General features: G+C 63.9%; 16 protein-coding genes. 7 read left to right on the top strand and 9 right to left on the bottom strand.

Annotated elements, in window-relative coordinates; genetic code table 11:
- The first annotated feature begins 21 nt into the window (after positions 1 to 21).
- The 4 genes from rseP (at position 22) to fabZ (ending at position 5,540) form a co-directional block, all read left to right on the top strand.
- Positions 22 to 1,173, top strand: a complete 1,152-nt coding sequence (gene rseP / locus IVA98_RS31235) for an RIP metalloprotease RseP (RefSeq protein WP_247294792.1) — start codon at positions 22 to 24, stop codon at positions 1,171 to 1,173.
- 175 nt (positions 1,174 to 1,348) lie between these two features.
- Positions 1,349 to 3,889 (top strand): outer membrane protein assembly factor BamA, encoded by a 2,541-nt coding sequence (gene bamA / locus IVA98_RS31230; protein WP_247294794.1) that lies wholly within the window; start codon positions 1,349 to 1,351, stop codon positions 3,887 to 3,889.
- A 125-nt stretch (positions 3,890 to 4,014) separates the two neighbouring features.
- Positions 4,015 to 5,082, top strand: a complete 1,068-nt coding sequence (gene lpxD, locus IVA98_RS31225) for a UDP-3-O-(3-hydroxymyristoyl)glucosamine N-acyltransferase (RefSeq protein WP_247294796.1) — start codon at positions 4,015 to 4,017, stop codon at positions 5,080 to 5,082.
- Positions 5,079 to 5,540, top strand: a complete 462-nt coding sequence (gene fabZ, locus IVA98_RS31220; protein WP_247275940.1) for a 3-hydroxyacyl-ACP dehydratase FabZ — start codon at positions 5,079 to 5,081, stop codon at positions 5,538 to 5,540. The genes lpxD and fabZ overlap by 4 nt, the downstream gene beginning before the upstream one ends.
- A gap of 9 nt (positions 5,541 to 5,549) precedes the next feature.
- Here the strand turns inward: fabZ and IVA98_RS31215 are convergent, their stop codons facing one another.
- Entirely contained in the window at positions 5,550 to 5,873 is a 324-nt protein-coding gene (locus IVA98_RS31215) for a KTSC domain-containing protein (protein ID WP_247294799.1), read from the bottom strand.
- A 179-nt stretch (positions 5,874 to 6,052) separates the two neighbouring features.
- On the opposite strand from IVA98_RS31215, the gene lpxA reads away from it, so the two are divergent.
- From lpxA to lpxB, 3 genes are read left to right on the top strand one after another with little or no spacing between them, the layout of a single operon-like run.
- Positions 6,053 to 6,844, top strand: a complete 792-nt coding sequence (gene lpxA / locus IVA98_RS31210; protein WP_247294800.1) for an acyl-ACP--UDP-N-acetylglucosamine O-acyltransferase — start codon at positions 6,053 to 6,055, stop codon at positions 6,842 to 6,844.
- A 19-nt stretch (positions 6,845 to 6,863) separates the two neighbouring features.
- Complete coding sequence (lpxI, locus tag IVA98_RS31205; RefSeq protein WP_247356317.1) at positions 6,864 to 7,721, top strand: LpxI family protein; 858 nt, start codon at positions 6,864 to 6,866, stop codon at positions 7,719 to 7,721.
- Positions 7,718 to 8,902, top strand: coding sequence for a lipid-A-disaccharide synthase (gene lpxB / locus IVA98_RS31200; RefSeq protein ID WP_247294803.1), 1,185 nt, complete (start codon positions 7,718 to 7,720; stop codon positions 8,900 to 8,902). Before lpxI ends, lpxB begins: the two co-directional genes overlap by 4 nt.
- Here lpxB and IVA98_RS31195 read toward each other — a convergent pair.
- The 8 genes from IVA98_RS31195 to gltX all read right to left on the bottom strand — a co-directional run bounded on the left by IVA98_RS31195 (position 8,899) and on the right by gltX (position 18,187).
- Positions 8,899 to 9,666 (bottom strand): SDR family NAD(P)-dependent oxidoreductase, encoded by a 768-nt coding sequence (locus IVA98_RS31195; RefSeq protein WP_247335684.1) that lies wholly within the window; start codon positions 9,664 to 9,666, stop codon positions 8,899 to 8,901. The two genes, lpxB and IVA98_RS31195, sit on opposite strands and share 4 nt — an antisense overlap.
- The gene (locus tag IVA98_RS31190) at positions 9,663 to 10,772 is read right to left on the bottom strand and encodes an ABC transporter ATP-binding protein (RefSeq protein ID WP_247294808.1); all 1,110 of its coding nucleotides are present in this window, start codon (positions 10,770 to 10,772) and stop codon (positions 9,663 to 9,665) included. The genes IVA98_RS31195 and IVA98_RS31190 overlap by 4 nt, the downstream gene beginning before the upstream one ends.
- Before the next feature lie 10 nt (positions 10,773 to 10,782).
- A complete protein-coding gene (locus tag IVA98_RS31185; protein WP_346657751.1) occupies positions 10,783 to 11,640 on the bottom strand; it encodes a carbohydrate ABC transporter permease in 858 nt (285 codons plus the stop codon).
- Positions 11,633 to 12,481: a carbohydrate ABC transporter permease gene (locus IVA98_RS31180; protein ID WP_524536439.1), complete on the bottom strand. Its 849-nt coding sequence runs from the start codon at positions 12,479 to 12,481 to the stop codon at positions 11,633 to 11,635. The genes IVA98_RS31185 and IVA98_RS31180 overlap by 8 nt, the downstream gene beginning before the upstream one ends.
- A gap of 77 nt (positions 12,482 to 12,558) precedes the next feature.
- On the bottom strand, positions 12,559 to 13,845 hold the full coding sequence (locus IVA98_RS31175) for an ABC transporter substrate-binding protein (RefSeq protein ID WP_247356212.1): 1,287 nt from the start codon (positions 13,843 to 13,845) through the stop codon (positions 12,559 to 12,561).
- A gap of 57 nt (positions 13,846 to 13,902) precedes the next feature.
- The gene (locus IVA98_RS31170) at positions 13,903 to 15,081 is read right to left on the bottom strand and encodes an ROK family transcriptional regulator (RefSeq protein ID WP_247294819.1); all 1,179 of its coding nucleotides are present in this window, start codon (positions 15,079 to 15,081) and stop codon (positions 13,903 to 13,905) included.
- Positions 15,082 to 15,309: 228 nt separating this feature from the next.
- Positions 15,310 to 16,614 carry a citrate synthase gene (gene gltA / locus IVA98_RS31165; RefSeq protein ID WP_247294822.1) on the bottom strand — a complete coding sequence of 435 codons (1,305 nt, stop codon included), beginning with the start codon at positions 16,612 to 16,614 and terminating at the stop codon, positions 15,310 to 15,312.
- A gap of 145 nt (positions 16,615 to 16,759) precedes the next feature.
- A complete protein-coding gene (gene gltX, locus IVA98_RS31160) occupies positions 16,760 to 18,187 on the bottom strand; it encodes a glutamate--tRNA ligase (RefSeq protein ID WP_247294823.1) in 1,428 nt (475 codons plus the stop codon).
- Positions 18,188 to 18,295 lie beyond the last annotated feature (108 nt).

Raw genomic sequence — 18,295 nt, 5'->3', positions numbered from 1 at the left:
GGCGCTGGATGAGGGGAATCGATGATCGACTTTTTCGTCCATAGTTTCAACACGTTGAGCCATGGGCTCCTCGGCTACGCGGTACCCTTCCTGTTCGTCCTGACCATCGTCGTGTTCTTCCACGAGCTCGGCCATTTCCTGGTCGCGCGCTGGGCGGGCGTTCGCGTTTTAACCTTTTCACTCGGCTTCGGACCCGAGCTGGTCGGTTTCAACGACCGTCACGGCACCCGTTGGAAGATCTCCGCAATTCCGCTTGGCGGCTACGTCAAGTTTTTCGGTGACGAGAGCGAGGCCTCGACCCCCTCGGCCGAAACGCTCGCCGCCATGACGGCCGAGGAACGCGCCGGCAGCTTCCACCACAAGAAGGTCGGCCCGCGCGCCGCCATCGTCGCGGCCGGACCCATCGCCAATTTCATCCTGGGCGCGCTGATCTTCGCCGGCATGGCGCTGTACTACGGCAAGCCGAGCACGATTGCGCGCGTCGACGGCGTCGTCGCCGACGGCGCGGCGGCTGCCGCCGGCTTCAAGGTCGGGGACGTTGTCGTCCAGATCGACGGCAAGCCGATCGAGAGCTTTGCCGACATGCAGCGGATCGTTGCGATGAGCGCGGGTTCAACGCTTGCGTTCCAGGTCAAGCGGGACGGCGCCATCGTATCGCTGACCGCGACCCCCGCGCTGCTTGAGCGCAAGGATCCGTTCGGCAACCGCCACCGCGTCGGTGTGCTCGGTGTCGAGCACAAGTCGCAGGCCGGTGAGGCTTCGACCGCCCCCGTGGGCGTCGGCGAAGCGCTCAAGATCGGCGTCGAGCAGGTCTGGTTCATCATCACCAGCACCTTCAAGTTCCTGGGCTCGTTGTTCGTCGGAAACGGCAATCCCAACGAGGTCAGCGGCGTCCTGGGAATCGCAAAGATGTCGGGGCAGGCGGCCAGCGCCGGGTTCCAGTTCGTGATCAATCTGTGTGCGGTGCTGTCCGTGTCGATCGGTCTGCTGAACCTGTTCCCGATTCCGCTGCTCGATGGCGGCCATCTGATGTTCTACGCGGCAGAAGTTGTCCGCGGCCGGCCTCTGTCCGAACGGACTCAGGAAATGGGGTTCCGAATCGGGCTCGGTTTGGTGCTGATGTTGATGGTGTTTGCGACCTACAACGACATCCTTCGGATGGCGGCGTCCTGATAGGGGCGTTTTTGTGGCGTTGCTGTTGAGCAACGTCTTGCAATGAAATTGAAATCACGGCGCTTTCGGCCGTTTGCGGCGTCCGGGAAATTGGCTACAAGCGGCGTGAACTTGGGGAATCTTCCAGACCGGTGTTGGGTGGGTCTGGTATGGAATGATAAGGGCGCGTTGCGCGATGAAGTTTGGACTGCGACTCCGGGGGGGCTTGCTCGCAACCCTGATCATGTTCGGCGCGCCGGTGATTGCCCCGGTTGGGGCTGTTTTTGTGTCTTCGTCTGCGCTCGCGCAGACCGTGCAGTCGATTTCCGTCCAGGGGAATCGCCGTGTCGAGGTGGAGACAATCCGCTCCTATTTCAAGCCGGGTCCGGGCGGCCGCCTGGATCAAGGCGCCATTGACGACGGCCTCAAGGCGTTGATCGAAACCGGCCTGTTCCAGGACGTCAGGATCAATCGCGGCCCCGGCGGCCAGATCATCGTCTCCGTGGTGGAAAACCCGGTGATTGGGCGCGTCGCCTTCGAGGGCAACAAGAAGATCAAGGACGAGCAGCTCACCACTGAAGTCCAGTCCAAGGCGCGTGGCACCTTCTCCCGCGCCATGGTGCAGTCCGACACGCTGCGAATCGCCGAAATCTATCGCCGGTCCGGCCGTTATGACGTGCGCGTCACGCCTGAGATCATCGAGCAGCCGAACAATCGCGTCGACCTGATCTTCACGATCGAGGAGGGCGCCAAGACCGGCGTCAAGTCGATCGAGTTCGTCGGCAACAATGCGTTCTCGTCCTATCGGCTGCGCGACGTCATCAAGACGCGCGAATCGAACCTGCTGAGCTTCCTCGCCAGCGGCGACATCTACGATCCCGATCGCGTCGAGGCCGACCGCGACCTGATCCGCCGCTTCTATCTCAAGCACGGCTTTGCCGACGTCCAGGTCGTGGCCGCGCTCACCGAATACGATCCGGAGAAGAAGGGCTTCAACGTCACCTTCAAGATCGAGGAAGGCGCGCAATACCGCGTCGGCGCGGTCGACTTCCGCTCCAGCATTCCGAACTTCGATCCTTCGTCGATGCGCGGCTATTCGCGCGTCAATGTCGGCTCGCTCTATAACGTCGAATCGGTCGAGAAGTCGGTCGAGGAGATGCAGATCGAGGCTTCGCGCCGCGGTTTCGCCTTCGCAGTCGTTCGTCCCGGCGGCGACCGCAATTTCGAGGCGCACACCGTCTCCGTCGTTTTCAACATCGACGAGGGCCCGCGCACCTATATCGAGCGCATCAACCTGCGCGGCAACACCCGCACGCGCGACTACGTGATCCGCCGCGAGTTCGACATCTCGGAAGGAGATGCCTATAACCGCGCGCTGGTCGACCGCGCCGAGCGGCGGCTGAAGAACCTCGACTACTTCAAGAGCGTGAAGATCACGACGGAGCCCGGCTCGTCGAGCGACCGCGTGATCCTGGTCGTCGACATGGAAGAGAAATCGACCGGCGACTTCTCGATCTCGGGCGGCTACTCCACGACCGACGGCGCGCTGGCCGAGGTCTCGGTCTCCGAGCGCAATCTGCTCGGTCGCGGCCTGTTCGCCAAGGCGGCGGTGACCTATGGCCAATATGCGCGCGGCTACTCGCTGTCGTTCGTCGAGCCGTATCTGCTCGACTACCGCGTCGCGCTCGGCCTCGACCTCTATCAGCGCCAGCAGCTTTCAAACAGCTACATCTCCTACGGCACGAAGACGCTCGGCTTCTCGCCGCGCCTCGGCTTCTCCTTGCGTGAAGATCTGTCGCTCCAGCTGCGCTACTCGATCTACCAGCAGGAAATCACGCTGCCGAGCTACCTGGCGAACTGTAACAATGTGGTCGGTTCGGCCGCGTTCAACCCGAGCCCGGCGTTCTCCGCGGCCACCGGTATTCCTCTGGCTGCCTCAACCAACGGCCTGGGATGCTACAGCGATGGTGAAGCCTCTCTGCCGGTGCGCAAGGAGCTTGCCAACGGCAAGACCTTGACTTCGGCGCTGGGCTACACGCTCACCTACAACACGCTGGACAACAACAAGAACCCCACGGACGGTCTGCTCATCGATTTCCGGCAGGATTTCGCCGGCGTCGGCGGCGACGTCAGCTATCTGAAGACCGTGGCGGACGGAAAGTATTACGCCCCGCTGGTGTCTGATATCGTCGGCATCGTCCGTCTCCAGGGCGGTGTTCTGACCAAGATCAACGATGATCTGCGGATGCTCGACCACTTCCAGATGGGCCCGAACCTCGTCCGTGGCTTCGCCCCGAACGGCATCGGCCCGCGCGATCTGAATCCTTTCGGTACGCAGGACGCGCTCGGCGGCACCAAATATTGGGGCGCTTCGCTCGAGTTGCAGATGCCGTTTTGGTTCCTGCCCAAGGAAGTGGGTCTGAAGGGCGCGGTCTATGCCGACGCCGGCGGTCTCTACGATTATAAGGGACCGACAAGTTGGGCCTTCAACGGCGTCTCTGGCACTAACGAGGTCAATGCGCCCGGCTGTATCCCGTCGACTATCAATCCGACGAGCACCGGAACTTGTACCGGCCTCGTCTACGACGACAGCAAGGTGATCCGCTCGTCCGTCGGTGTCGGCTTGATCTGGCAGTCGCCGTTCGGTCCGCTGCGCTTCGACTACGCCGTGCCGCTCAGCAAGGGCAAGTACGACCGCACGCAGGAGTTCCGGTTCGGCGGCGGCACCACGTTCTAATTCGATCAGCACGGCACGATCCGGATCACTGGAGCCGGTTTCCGAAAGGGATCGTGCCAATCCTGGAGATGAGGCATGATGCGGCTTGGCCGCTTCATGCCGAAGCCGGACCGCGACGGGGTGGAATGGCGCAGCCGACCTTCTTCACAAAGCCGCCTGCCTCAGCGCTGGCCGACATCGCTGCGCTGGCCAAGGCGCAACTGGTCGACCCCGCGAGAGGCAACGACACCATGACGGGTCTGGCGTCGCTCGACGAAGCCGGACCGATGCATCTGGCGTTCTTCGACAACCTGAAATACGTCGATGAGCTGAAGGCGACCAAGGCGGGGGCGTGTCTGGTGAGCCCGCGCTTTGAAGCCCGGGTGCCCGCACATGTGGCTGTGCTGCGGGTGGCGCAGCCTTTCCGCGCCTTCGTCAGGCTCGCGCGGGAATGGCATGGCGATGCGCTCAGGCCGCAATCCTGGATCGGCAACGACGGCATCGCGCCGTCAGCCATCATCGATCCCACGGCCCGGCTCGAAGACGGCGTAATCGTCGATCCCCTCGCCGTGATCGGCCCGAACGTCGAGATCGGCAGCGGCACCGTGGTCGGCGTCGGGGCGGTGATCGGCCCCGGCGTCAAGATCGGCCGGGACTGCAATGTCGGCGCCCGCACCGCCATCCAGTGCGCCCTGATCGGCAATGACGTGCTGATTCACCCCGGCTGCTCCATCGGCCAGGACGGCTACGGCTTCATCTTCTTCGGGCCCGAAGGCCACCTGAAGGTGCCGCAGACCGGCCGCGTGCTGATCCAGAACAATGTGGAGGTCGGCGCCGGCACCACCATCGATCGCGGCTCCTTGCGCGATACCGTGATCGGCGAGGGCACCAAAATCGACAATCAGGTCCAGATCGGCCACAATGTGACCATCGGCCGGAATTGCCTGCTGGCGGCTCAGATCGGGCTGGCGGGCAGCCTGACCATCGGCGACAACGTGGCGCTCGGAGCAAAGGTTGGCATCAACAACCACCTCAAGATCGGCGATGGAGCCCAGGTCACCGCGATGAGCGGCGTCAAGGACGACATCCCGCCGGGCGGACGCTGGGGTGGTTTTTTTGCCAAACCGACCAAGCAATGGTTCAAGGAGATCATCGCGGTGGAGCGTCTGGTGCGCGACAGCAAGGTCGATCCGAAGGACGAGGGACGGGAATGACGCAGGAATCGCCTGTTAAGTTCGAGCTGGTGGATATCAATGCAATCCTTCAGACCCTGCCGCACCGCTTTCCGATGCTCTTGATCGACCGCGTGATCAACATCCGTGCCGATTATAGCGGCATCGGCATCAAGAACGTCACCTTCAACGAGCCGGCCTTCCAGGGGCACTTCCCCGAGCGCCCGGTCTATCCGGGCGTCATGATGATCGAAGCGATGGCGCAGACCGCTGGCGTGATCGGCATCAAGTCGGTCGAGGGCACCGAGAAGCCGCGGGCGGTCTACTTCCTCACCATCGACAAGTGCAAGTTCCGCAAGCCCGTGCTGCCCGGCGATACCATCGAATATCACATGCGCTCGCTCGGCCGCCGCAAGGCCATGTGGTGGTTTCACGGCGATGCCAAGGTCAACGGGCAGGTGGTTGCGGAAGCCGACGTCGGCGCCATGCTGACGGATTGAGCGCGCTCGTCATGCCCGGCAATCGTAGCGGCTGCCGGCCACCTCGCGGCTGATATTCCGATTGAAGAACTGACCCATGGACGGTGCGCCCAGAAGGCCCTCGACCGTCTCCGCCGCCACGCCGCAATAACGATCGTACCTGCCGTTGATGGCGACGACGAGGTCCTGCTGCGCCCGGTCGTAGCAGACGCGCTGAAGCATCGTGCTGCGGTTGATGTCGCGGCATTCGAACGTCGCCAGATCCACGGGGCCGCGTTGGTCGGTCTCGATCGTCTCGGAGACGACCGGTGTGGCCACGAGCTGTGCGAGCAACAAGGCAAGGGCTCTGACCACGACCGCTGAAGCTCCGCATGAACTTGCTGATGAGCCGGGAAGGCCGCCGCCTTCTCCAGCACATGAAACACGGCGAGATGATACGTCACTGGACAGATCGGGCATAGTCGCGCTAACCACCCGAAAACCGAGCGACTTCAATACATAACCTGACCTTCTTGACGAGTAAGATTGGCTTGATGAGCAAGATTGATCCCACCGCACGGATCGCGGACGGCGCCGTGATCGGCGATGGCAGCGAGATCGGACCCTATTGCATCATCGGCCCGAACGTCGTCATCGGCGCGAACTGCAAGCTGATCGGACACGTCACCGTCATCGGCCACACCTCGCTCGGCGATGGCTGCGTGATCTCGCCGTTCGCAGTGCTGGGCGGCGCTCCGCAGGATCTCAGCTACAAGGGCGAGCCGACGAAACTCGAGATCGGTTCCGGCTGCACCATCCGGGAAGGCGCGACGATGAATGTCGGCACGATCAAGGGTGGAGGGCTGACGCGAGTCGGCAGCGGCGGCTATTTCATGAACAACAGCCATGTCGGCCATGATTGCGTGGTCGGCGACAACGTGATCTTCGCGACGTCAGCGACACTCGGCGGTCATTGCGAGATTGGCGACGCCGTCTATATCGGCGGCCTGTCGGCGGTGCACCAGTTCACGCGCGTCGGCCCCTATGTCATGGTCGGCGGCGTGTGCGGTGTCCGCGACGACGTCATTCCATACGGGCTGGTCAACGGCCAATATGCGGTCCTGGAAAGCCTCAATGTGATCGGCATGAAGCGGCGCAAGTTCACCAAGGAGCGGCTTGCAACCGTGCGTGGGTTCTACCAAAAACTCTTCCATGGTCCCGGCACGTTCGCCGAGCGGCTGGAGGCGGCGCGGCCGCTCGCGGGCGAAGACCCTGCGATCGCCGAGATCCTCGACTTCATCGGCAAGGGCAAGCGCCCGCTCTGTCTTCCCGCCATCGCGAAGTGATCCTCGGATGGCCGCGGGCATGACATCGGCGGCTGCGGAGGTTTCCTCACCGGTCGGCATCGTCGCCGGCGGCGGCGCCATGCCGTTCGCGGTCGCCGAATCGCTTGCGGCGCGCGGCATTACGCCGGTGCTGTTTCCGCTGCGCGGGGCTTGCGATCCGGCGCGGGTCGAGAAATTCCGCCACCGCTGGATCTCGGTCGGCCAGCTCGGCCGCGCGATGCGGTTGTTTCGCGAAGAAGGCTGCAGCGACCTGATCTTCATCGGCACATTGGTCCGCCCTTCGCTGTCCGAGATCCGGTTCGACGTCAAGACGCTGCGCCTGCTCGGCAACGTCATTCGCGCCTTCCGCGGCGGCGACGATCATCTCCTGTCCGGCGTCGGCCGCATGCTCGAGCAGGACGGCTTTCGCATGGTCGGCATCAAGGACGTCGCGCCCGATCTCCTGATGCCCGACGGCTGCATCAGCCGCGCCTGGCCGAGTGACGCCAGCAAGACCGACATCGAGCGCGGCCGGGCGGTGCTGAGCGCGCTCGGTCCGTTCGACATTGGGCAGGCCGCGGTGGTGATCGACGGTCACGTCGTGGCGATCGAGGACATCGAGGGCACCGACGCGCTGCTCGCGCGTGTCGCGCGGCTGCGTGAGGAGGGTCGCATCCGCGCGGCCATGGGCCGCGGCGTGCTGGTGAAGGCGCCGAAGAGCGGCCAGGACCTGCGCTTCGACCTGCCGACGATCGGACCGCGCACCATCGACGGTGTTGCCAAGGCCGGCCTTGCCGGCATCGCCGTCGTCGCCGACAACACCATCGCCGCCGAGCCGCAGGCGATGATTGCGCTCGCCGACGCAAAATACCTCTTTGTCATCGGCCTGCCGGCGTGATGCAGGGCCGCGATCGCAAGCGCAAGATCTTCCTGATCGCAACGGAGGAATCCGGCGACCGGCTCGGCAGCGCCTTGATGCAGGTGCTGCGCCAGCGGCTCGGCGACGGCGTTGAGTTCGTCGGCGTCGGCGGCCGCACCATGGCGCGCGAGGGGCTCGAGACGCTGTTTCCGATCGAAGAGCTGTCGATCGTCGGCTTTGCCGCCGTCGTTCAGCAATTGCCGAAAATCCTGCGGCTGATCCGCAAGACGGCCGATGCCGTGCTAGAGGCCGCGCCCGACGCGCTCGTCATCATCGACAGCCCCGATTTCACCCATCGCGTCGCCCGCCACGTGCGTGCCCGCAATCACGCGATCCCGGTCGTCGACTACGTCTCGCCGCAGCTCTGGGCATGGCGGCCGGGACGGGCGCGGACCATGCTCGGCTATGTCGACCATGTGCTCGGCCTTTTGCCGTTCGAGCCGGAGGAATACCGCAAGCTCGGCGGGCCGCCATGCAGTTATGTCGGACATCCCCTGGTCGAGCAATTGGCGTCGCTGCGGCCGAACGCGGAGGAGCAGGCGCGTCGCGACGGCGAGCCGCCGGTGCTCCTGGTGCTGCCCGGCAGCCGCCGTAGCGAGATCCGGCATCACCTCGACGTCTTCGGTGCAGCACTCGGACGGTTGCAGGCGGAGGGGCGCGCCTTCGAGCTGATGCTGCCGACCATGCCGCACCTCGAAGCGACCATCCGCGAGGGCATCGCGAATTGGCCGGTCAAGCCGCACATCGTGATCGGCGAGAACGACAAGCGCGCCGCTTTCCGCATTGCCCACGCGGCGCTGGCGAAGTCCGGCACGGTGACGCTCGAGCTCGCGCTGTCGGGCATTCCGATGGTGACGGCCTATCGCGTCGGCGCGATCGAGGCCTTCATCCTGCGCCGCGCGATCCGCGTCTCCTCGGTGATCCTCGCCAATCTGGTGATCGGCAAGGATGTGATTCCCGAATTCCTGCAAGAAGACTGCACGCCGGAGAAGCTGGCACCGGCCCTCGCTACCCTGCTGACGGATTCGCCGCTGCGGCGGGAGCAGGTCGAAGCGTTCGCACGACTCGATCAGATCATGTCGACCGGCAACAAGTCGCCGAGCGTGCTCGCCGCCGACATCGTGCTCGCGACGATGCGCAAAGGCAGGCCGGTGAGCTAGCCGAGGCCGCCGTCGACCTGGAAACATTGACGCGTGATGCGCTGGCTCTCGTCCGAGGCGAGGAACAGCGCCATGTTGGCGATGTCGTCGGGTGTCACCGCATCGGGAACGGCCTGGCGCGCGCGCATCTCGGCGATGGCCTGCTCGTCCGGATACCACAGCCGGCGCTGGCGCTCGGTGATCACCATGCCCGGCGCGATCGCGTTGACGCGAATGCGGTCGGGCCCGACCAGCCGGGCCAGCGAGTTGGTGAAGCCGACGATCGCCGCTTTCGCCGCGGCATAGGCCGGCAGCGCCGGTGCGCCGCGCATCCAGGCGATGGACGACATGTTGATGATCGAGCCGCCACCGCGCGCCTGCATCTGTGGCACCACCGCCTGTGCTGCGAAGAAGACGTGCTTGAGGTTGACGCCGATCATCCAGTCGAACTCGGCCGGCGTTACCTCGGAGAGAACCTGGCGTTGATCGTTGGCGGCGTTGTTGACGAGAACGGCGGCGTCGCCGAGCGAACGGTGGACCTCTGCCATCGCGGTGCGCAAGGCGTCGATGTCCAGGAGATCGCAGGGCACGAACAGCGGCGTGGTCCCGCGCGCTGCCGCCACTTCCCGCACCAGCGTTTCACCGGCATTCGTATCGATGTCAAGGAAGGCGACGTGGGCCCCCTGGCCCGCGAAGGCCCGTACGAAGGCGGCGCCAATGCCGCTGGCGCCGCCGGTAATCAACACCACGCGGCCCGCCAGGCCGGAATAGGTGGTCTTCGTCATGCGATCAGTCGCTCCGTTTCGGGGTCGAAAAGGCAAATACGGCGCGTGTCGAGCGCAAAGGAGGCGGACGCGCCGGGCGCGGGGCGGATATCGGGCGAGACGCGCGCCATCGCGGGCTCGCCCCCGAGCCGCAGCAACACCATGGTCTCGGCTCCGGTCGGCTCGACCATTTCTACCGGCGCATCGACGAGGACAGGCGCATCGCCGGAAAATGCGCGGCTGCCTTCGGCAATGCATTCCGGCCTGATGCCAAACACCACTTCGCGACCGACGTAGGATGCCGCGGCGTCATATCCTCGAAGGCGAAGACGAACCTCCTCCGGCCGCCCGGCGCCGATCACGACCACCGGCCCGTCATTCCCGCTCTCGAGCCGTGCCGGCATCGTGTTCATTGGCGGCGAACCCATGAAACGCGCCACAAACAAATTGGCCGGGTAGCGGTACACGGTATCGGGGTCGGCGAATTGCTGCACGCGACCCTGATGCATCACGGCGATCCGCGTCGCCATCGTCATCGCTTCGATCTGGTCGTGGGTGACATAGACGATGGTGGCGCCGATCCGCTGGTGCAGCCGCTTGATCTCCATCCGCATTTCGACGCGCAGCTTGGCGTCAAGATTGGACAGCGGCTCGTCGAACAGGAAGAGCAGGGGATTGCGCACCAGCGCCCGCCCCATCGCCACACGCTGGCGCTGGCCGCCGGACAATTGCGACGGCTTGCGGCCGAGCAGCGGCTCGATCTGGAGCAGCTTGGCCACGTTCGCGACCGCCTTCTCCTGCTCGGCCTTCGGCACATGACGGCATTCCATGCCGAAGGTGATGTTCTGGCGCACCGTCATCGACGGATAGAGCGCGTAGGACTGGAACACCATGGCGATGTCGCGGTCCTTGGGCGGGATGTCGTTGACGATGCGCCCGCCAATCTCGATCGTCCCCGTGCTCGGTCGGTCGAGCCCGGCGACGATGTTGAGCAGCGTGGACTTGCCGCAGCCGGATGGCCCGACGAGGACCGTGAACTCGCCGCTCTCGATGTCGAGATCGACGCCCTTCAGTACCTCGAAGTTGGCGTACCGCTTGGACAGGGCGCGAATGCTCAGTGCTGCCATGACAAATCCATCATTTCACTGCGCCGGCGGTAAGGCCGCGCACGAAGTACCTGCCGCCGAGGAGATAGATCAACAAAGTGGGCAGGGCTGCGATGATCACTGCCGCGCTCTGCACGCCGTGCTGGGGGATATCTGCGACCGCAGCAGACAGCGCGATGAGAGCGGCCGTGACGGGCTGCTGTTGGCCGCTTGTGAACGTCACGCCATAGAGAAACTCGTTCCAGATGTGCGTGAACTGCCAGATCACGGTGACGATCAGGATGGGAGCCGAGACCGGCAGAATAATGCGCCAGAAAATACGAAAGAACCCGGCCCCGTCGATGCGCGCGGCCCTGATCAATTCATGGGGCACGGCGGCATAGTAGTTTCGGCAGAACAACGTGGTGAAGGACAGCCCCTGGATCGTGTGAATCAGCACGAGGCCCGTCAGTGTGTTGATGAGACCGATGTCCCGCAGCACGATTGTCCAGGGAAGCAATCGCATCTGTTGGGGAAGGAAGAGGCCGAGGGTCACGATGCCGTAGATCCAGGTATCTCCGCGAAAACGCCAGAGCGACACGGCGTACCCGGCGATCGCACCGAGCATGGTCGAGAAAATCGTCGCGGGAATCGTGATGAGCGCCGAGTTCAGCATGTACGGCCTGATGCCGGCGCAGGTCTCGGCCACGCAGAATCCGCTCCAGGCAGTTGCGTAATTGCTCCAAGCCCAGTGTTTCGGCCAGCCGATCATCGACGCCTGCGCGATTTCCTCATTGGTGCGGAGCGAGTTCAGCACGACAACGACCAATGGCGTGAGCCAGGCCGCCGCGATCAAAAAAACGATGAGATAGATCGATATCCGGCTTGGTGCGAAGGTTCGGTCACGCATGAGTAGCACGCCGCCGCTGGACATAACGCCACGCTGCATAGGGCAGCAGGACCGCGAGAAGAATGAGCAACATGAGCACCGCTGCCGCCGCCCCCCGGCCGAGCAGGCTGCGCTGGAACATCAGGTCGTAGACGACAAGGGCCGGTAGCTGGGTCGCGATTCCCGGTCCGCCGTTGGTGAGCGCGCGGACGAGGTCGAAGGCCGAAATCGCAAACTGCAGCTGCACCACGACCACGGTGATGGTGATCGGCCACAGCGTCGGCAAAATGACGCGCCGGTAGATTCGGATCGGCCCGGCGCCGTCGATCTGCGCGGCCTTGATGATGTCGGCGTCGACAGATCTGAGGCCGGCAAGAAAGAGCGCCATGGCAAAGCCGGAGGATTGCCAGATCGCAGCGATGACAATGGTCCAGATGGCCATGTCGCGGTCGATCAGCCAATCGAACTTGAAGGAGGTCCAGCCGAGGTCGTGGACCAGTTTCTGGATCCCGATGCCAGGACTGAGCAACCAGCTCCAGACCGTGCCCGTGACCACGAACGACACCGCAAGGGGGTAGAGGAAGATGGATCTCAGCAGGTTCTCGCCGCGAATGCGCTGATCGAGCAGGATCGCAAGGACAAGGCCGGTCATCACGCTCAGCAGCACGAAAGCGCTGCCGAACAGTAGGAGATTATCGAAGGCGATCTGCCAGTTCCGAGATGCCGCGACCGCCGTGTAGTTGCGCAGACCCACCCAGCCCGAGACCGGGACCAGAGTGGATGGCGTGAACGATATCCAGATCGTCCACAGCGAGAACGACACGAGGTGCACAGCGGACAGCAGCAGCGGCACCCAGATCATCAGATACTCAGGCAGCCGGCGCACCGCGCCAGCAATCGCCGGCCGGGCGGGCCGCGTTGCTATGGAGACGGTATCGATCAACGCGCGCCCTCGACGGCCTCGGCGAGGCGGGTGACCGCCTGCTCCGGCTTGATCGTCTTGTTCTTCACATATTCGGTGATCACGTCGATCATCGCAGCGGTCATGCCGTTCTCCTGCGCCATATTGTGCGCGAGGCTCAGGACCGCCTGATTGCTGGCGATAGCGTCTTTCAGAGCTGCTGCGGTCCGCCGTTGACCATCCGACCAGCCTTCACCGGAAAGATCGACATCGGTGCGCACGGGTATCGATCCCGTAATCTGCGAATACATCGTCTGGATCGCTGGATCCATGACGAGCTGGGCCATCAGCGTCTGGCCGGCCTGGAGGTCGGGCTCCTTGCGCTGCCAGAATATGAACGCATCGGCATTCAACAGAAAGACCGGCTTGGTATTGTCGCTCGGGCCAGGGGCGATGATGAAGTCGTCGAACTTGAAACCGGCGTTGCGCAACACGCCCTGTGCCCACCCGCCCATGATCATCATGCCCATGTCGCCGTCGACGAAGCGCTTCAGGTTGGTCGAAAAGTGTTGAGCACCGACATTGGGATCCATCCAGTCGGCGATCTTGCGCACCTGTGCGAAGGCAGCGCCTACCTCGGGCCCGTTCAACGCCTTCTCGTCAAGATTCATGATGGCTGCGCGGTAGGAGGCGGGACTGATGCCGGCGAGAGCGGCCTCGAATTTCTGGCCATCGTCCGGGCGGGTACCACCGTTGGCGATGGGATAAGTGACGCCGCCCGCTTTCATTTTCTCGGCAAGGTCGTTGAAGTCGGCCCATGTGACGGGGATCTTGCCGGCCTTGGCCTTGTCCATCGCGCGCTTGGAGAGAAACAGCATGTTGGTGCTGTAGATCTGCAGCGGCAGTGCAATCCATTTGCCGCCCGGCTTGTGCAATCGTGCAAGATCAGGAGCGACAACCTTTTCGTAGCTGGCGGCGGCAACTAGGTCGTCGAGATTGACGGTTGGAGCAATCTTCGACCAGGCCGCAATCTCCGGGCCTTTGAGCTGCGAACAGGCCGGTGGATCGCCGGCCATGATCTGAGCGCGTAGCTTGTTCATCATCTCCGTGGTGAACCCGGGGACGGGCGAGTGCTGCCAAACCCCGCCTTTCTCCTCGAATTTCTTGCCGAGCGCGGTGATAGCCGCCCCATCGCTGCCTGCGGACCATTGCGAGATCGCGGTCAGGCGCGGCTTGACCGCGCCTTGCGCGCGGGCAAAGGCCGGCAGCGCGAGCGCGGCAGCAGATCCAGCGAGCAGACGACGCCTGGTTGTTGTGATCGGCATGGCAAGTTCCTCCGTTTCAAGTGCTTTGCGCGTTGAGGCCGAACGACTTAGGGCATGTCAGGCGGCCTCCCTCGATGCGGCGGGCATGCCGCCGCGGCTGGCCAGGCAAAAGGCGGCGAAGGCGAGGGCAGCCTGCGGATCGTTGCCGGTCGAGGGTGGCACGAAAGCGATGGACACTTGCGCCAATGTCCGGCCGCCCAGCAGGCAGGCGTCGATCCCCTCGACCACGGCATTGCGATCGTCGTCGGAGAGAAGCGATGGCCAGCCGCTGATGGCGACGCCACCGCATGGCTTCACGTTCAGCGTGTTGCCGATCGCAAGGCCAAGCCGGAACAGCCGCCGCCGCAGCTCCTGGCGCACCCGCCCCGAGCGCGGGATCGTGTGCACCCATTGGCTGCCGGGCTGGAGCAATTCGGCGTCGGAGATATCGAGGAGCTCGGCCATGGCGGTGAGCGAAGTATAGGCCTCGACGCAGCCGAGATGGCCGCAGCGGCAGCGCGGTCCTTCCGGTCCAAATACCATGTGGCCCAGTTCGACCGGCTGGAGTGCATCAGCTTCAGTCGGGTCATCCATCCAGGCGCCGGCAACGCCATGGCTGACAAAGACGAACAGATGCGTGCCGCTGAATGGATAGTTCTGCGTGCGGCAGCGGTGAAAAGTGGCGTGCGCCACCACGGAATTGGTGAATTCCAGCGGCACGCCGGCAAACATCTCGCCGATCATGCCGCTGATGCGCCCGACGTCGCAGGGGATGATCGGATTGCCGGATATGGTCAAGCGGCCAAGGCCCGGAATGGAGACGCCGATCTGTGAGAGTGTGATGTGGCGGCGGCGCGTCCAGTCGCGCAGCAATGTCATCGCTTCGCGGAAGACGCGGCCGACCGTCTCGACCGTCGGCGCCTTCGGCAACGGCAGACGCTCGGTGTAGTGCAGTTCGCCGGAGAGACCGCCGACGCCGACGCTGAGCCATTGGGCGGTCAGCTCAACGGCTGCGAGCGCGACCGAGCCGTCGAGGGACACGAGGCCCGTCGGGCCGCCGACATAAGGGGCAGGGCGCCGCACTTCCTCGATCAGGCGTTCGGCCTTCAGGTCGAGCAGGATGCGCGACAGGCTCGCCTCGGACAGGCGCACCGCCTTCGCCAGCGGCGGCCGAAACGAGCCGCCCGACTGCAGCAAATGAGTCAAAATGGCAGCGCGCGTCTGCCGCCGACTTCTCGGCTGGTCCGGCATTTCCATCCCAGTCGTCATTCTTACTTAGTGTAAGAATTTGCCCGCGGAGCGTTTCGGCTGTCAAGCGATTACCGCTCCGATGCGCCGACTTGTTGTTGTGCGCGGCAGCAAGTTGTGCCGGTGGGAAACTCGCTGCCGGTGGTTCGCTCAGCGATTGGCGCGTCATCGTGGATGGCCCAACAAAAACGGCGCCATTGTGAGATGGCGCCGTTTCGAAAGCCGTAATGGCCGAACTTATTTGCGGGTGGCGATCGGCACGTAGTCGCGCTTGGCGACGCCGGTGTAGAGCTGGCGCGGACGACCGATCTTCTGATGCGGGTCCTCGATCATCTCGCTCCACTGGCTGATCCAGCCGACGGTGCGGGCGACCGCGAACAGCACGGTGAACATCGAGACCGGGAAGCCCATCGCCTTCAGCGTGATGCCCGAATAGAAATCGACGTTCGGATAGAGCTTGCGCTCGATGAAGTACTGGTCGCTGAGCGCGATCTTCTCGAGCTCCATTGCCACCTTCAGCATCGGATCCTCGCCATGGCCGGTCTCCCTGAGCACGGCGTGACACATCTTCTGCATGATCTTGGCGCGCGGATCGTAGTTCTTGTAGACGCGGTGCCCGAAGCCCATCAGGCGGACTTCAGAGTTCTTGTCCTTCACCTTGGCGATGAACTCGGGGATTTTATCGACCGTGCCGATATCGTAGAGCATGTTGAGCGCGGCTTCGTTGGCGCCGCCATGCGCCGGGCCCCAGAGGCAGGCGATGCCCGCCGCGATGCAGGCGAACGGGTTGGCGCCGGAGGAGCCGGCGATGCGCACCGTGGAAGTCGAGGCGTTCTGCTCGTGGTCGGCGTGCAGGATGAAGATCTTCTCCAGCGCGTCGGCGAGAACCGGGCTCACCTTGTAGTCCTCGCAGGGCACCGCGAAGCACATGTTCAGGAAGTTCTCGGCGAAGCCGAGCGAGTTCTTCGGATAGATGAAGGGCTGGCCGACCGTGTACTTGTAGGCCATTGCCGCCAGCGTCGGGATCTTCGCGATCATGCGCATGGAAGCGATCATGCGCTGCTTCGGATCGTTGATGTCGGTGCTATCGTGATAGAACGCGGCGAGCGCGCCGACGGCCGCAACCATGATCGCCATCGGATGGGCGTCGCGGCGGAAGCCCTGGAAGAAGCGAGCCATCTGCTCGTGCACCATCGTGTGATGCGTCACGCGGTGGTCGAAATCCTTCTTCTGCGCGGCGGTGGGCAGGTCCCCGTAGAGCAGGAGATAGCAGGTCTCCAGGAAGTCGCCGTGCTCGGCAAGCTGCTCGATCGGGTAGCCGCGGTATTCCAGCACGCCCGCGTCACCGTCGATATAGGTGATCTTGGACTGGCAACTCGCCGTCGAGGTGAAGCCCGGGTCGTAAGTGAACAGGCCGGACTGGCCGTAGAGCTTGCCGATATCGATGACATCAGGTCCGACGCTGCCGCTGAGGATCGGAAGATCGTAATTCTTGTTTCCGACCGTCAGCGTGGCGGTCTTATTGCTTGGTTTTGCGTCCATCGTAGGTCCCCGATGTGTGGTGAAACGGGCCGGAGCCGGAGCCCCAAAGGAGATCGTTGGGGGCAGGCCGGATGTTCCAGAATGTACGGGGAGATGGGTATATTATTGCTGTGTGCGCTGCAAGATCGCCGCACGCATGGTCGACTTACGTCGTAGACTGATCTTTAAGCCGGCCCAGGCTCTCCTGGCGTCCAAGAACGTCCAAAACCTCAAAAATACCAGGTGAGGTGGTCCGTCCCGTCAGCGCGGCCCGCAAGGGCTGGGCGACCGCGCCGAGCTTGAGACTATTTTCCTCGGCAAAACTGCGCAGCGCAGCTTCCGTGCTGGCGCCGCTCCATGTCTCGACTTTCTCCAGCGCGGAATGAAGCTGGCCGATCAGCTTGCGGTTCTCGGCTGTCAGCAGCGCCTGCGCCTTGGCATCGAGCTGCAGCGGGCGGTCGGCAAAGATGAAGTAGGCGCCATCGATCAGCTCGATCAGCGTCTTGGCGCGCTCCTTCAGGGCCGGCATGGCCTTCAAGAGCTGCGCTCGCGTGTTGTCGTTTAACTTGGCCTTGATCTCGTCGCGGCTGGGCACGACGTGATTGAGCACATCTTCGAACATCTTCACGAGTGATTGATCGTCGGCATGACGGATGTAGTGGCCGTTGAGGTTTTCTAGCTTGGCGAAATCGAAGCGGGCGGCGGCGCGGCCGACGCCGGCGAGGTCGAACGCTGCGATCATCTCCTCGGTCGAGAAGATCTCCTGGTCGCCATGGCTCCAGCCGAGCCGGACGAGGTAGTTGCGCAGCGCCGCCGGCAGGTAGCCCATGGCGCGATAAGCATCGACGCCGAGCGCGCCGTGGCGCTTCGACAGCTTCGAGCCGTCCGGGCCGTGGATCAGGGGGATGTGGGACATGCTCGGCAGCGTCCAGCCCATCGCATCGTAGATCTGCTTCTGGCGGGCGGCGTTGATCAGATGGTCGTCGCCGCGAATGACATGGGTGACGCCCATGTCATGGTCATCCACGACCACGGCGAGCATGTAGGTCGGATTGCCATCGCCCCGCAGAAGTACGAGGTCGTCGAGATTCTCGTTCTGCCAGACCACGCGGCCCTGGACCTGGTCCTCGATCACGGTCTCGCCGGTCTGCGGCGCGCGCAGGCGAATGGTGGGCTTCACATCGGTCGGGGCGGTCGCCGGGTCGCGGTCGCGCCATAGGCCGTCATAGAGGCGAGTACGGCCCTCTGTGCGCGCCTTCTCGCGCATGGCGGCGAGCTCTTCGGCCGTGGCGTAGCAGCGATAGGCTTTGCCGTCGGCGAGCAGCTGCTCGGCGACCTCGCGGTGGCGGGCGGCGCGGGCGAACTGGTAGATGACCTCGCCGTCCCAGCCGAGCTCAAGCCATTTGAGTCCATCGAGTATGGCAGCGATGGCGGCCTCGGTGGAGCGCTCGCGGTCGGTGTCCTCGATCCGCAGCAGCATCTTGCCGCCGTGCTTCTTCGCATAGAGCCAGTTGAACAGCGCCGTGCGGGCGCCTCCGATATGGAGGAAGCCGGTCGGCGAGGGAGCGAAGCGCGTGACGACGGAATCGGTCATTCTTGGCAGGGCCTATGCATGGGAAGCGGTGGTGTATAGCAGGAACGGGACATAACTAAAGCCCGTCGGCCGACCTCGTGGGCCTTGGCGCGGCCACACGAATTTGGC

Origin of the sequence: Bradyrhizobium sp. 160 (assembly GCF_023073735.1) — a bacterium.
Lineage (GTDB): Bacteria > Pseudomonadota > Alphaproteobacteria > Rhizobiales > Xanthobacteraceae > Bradyrhizobium.
Note: the sequence above shows the minus strand (reverse complement) of the source record. Positions and strands in the feature narration are given on the sequence as shown.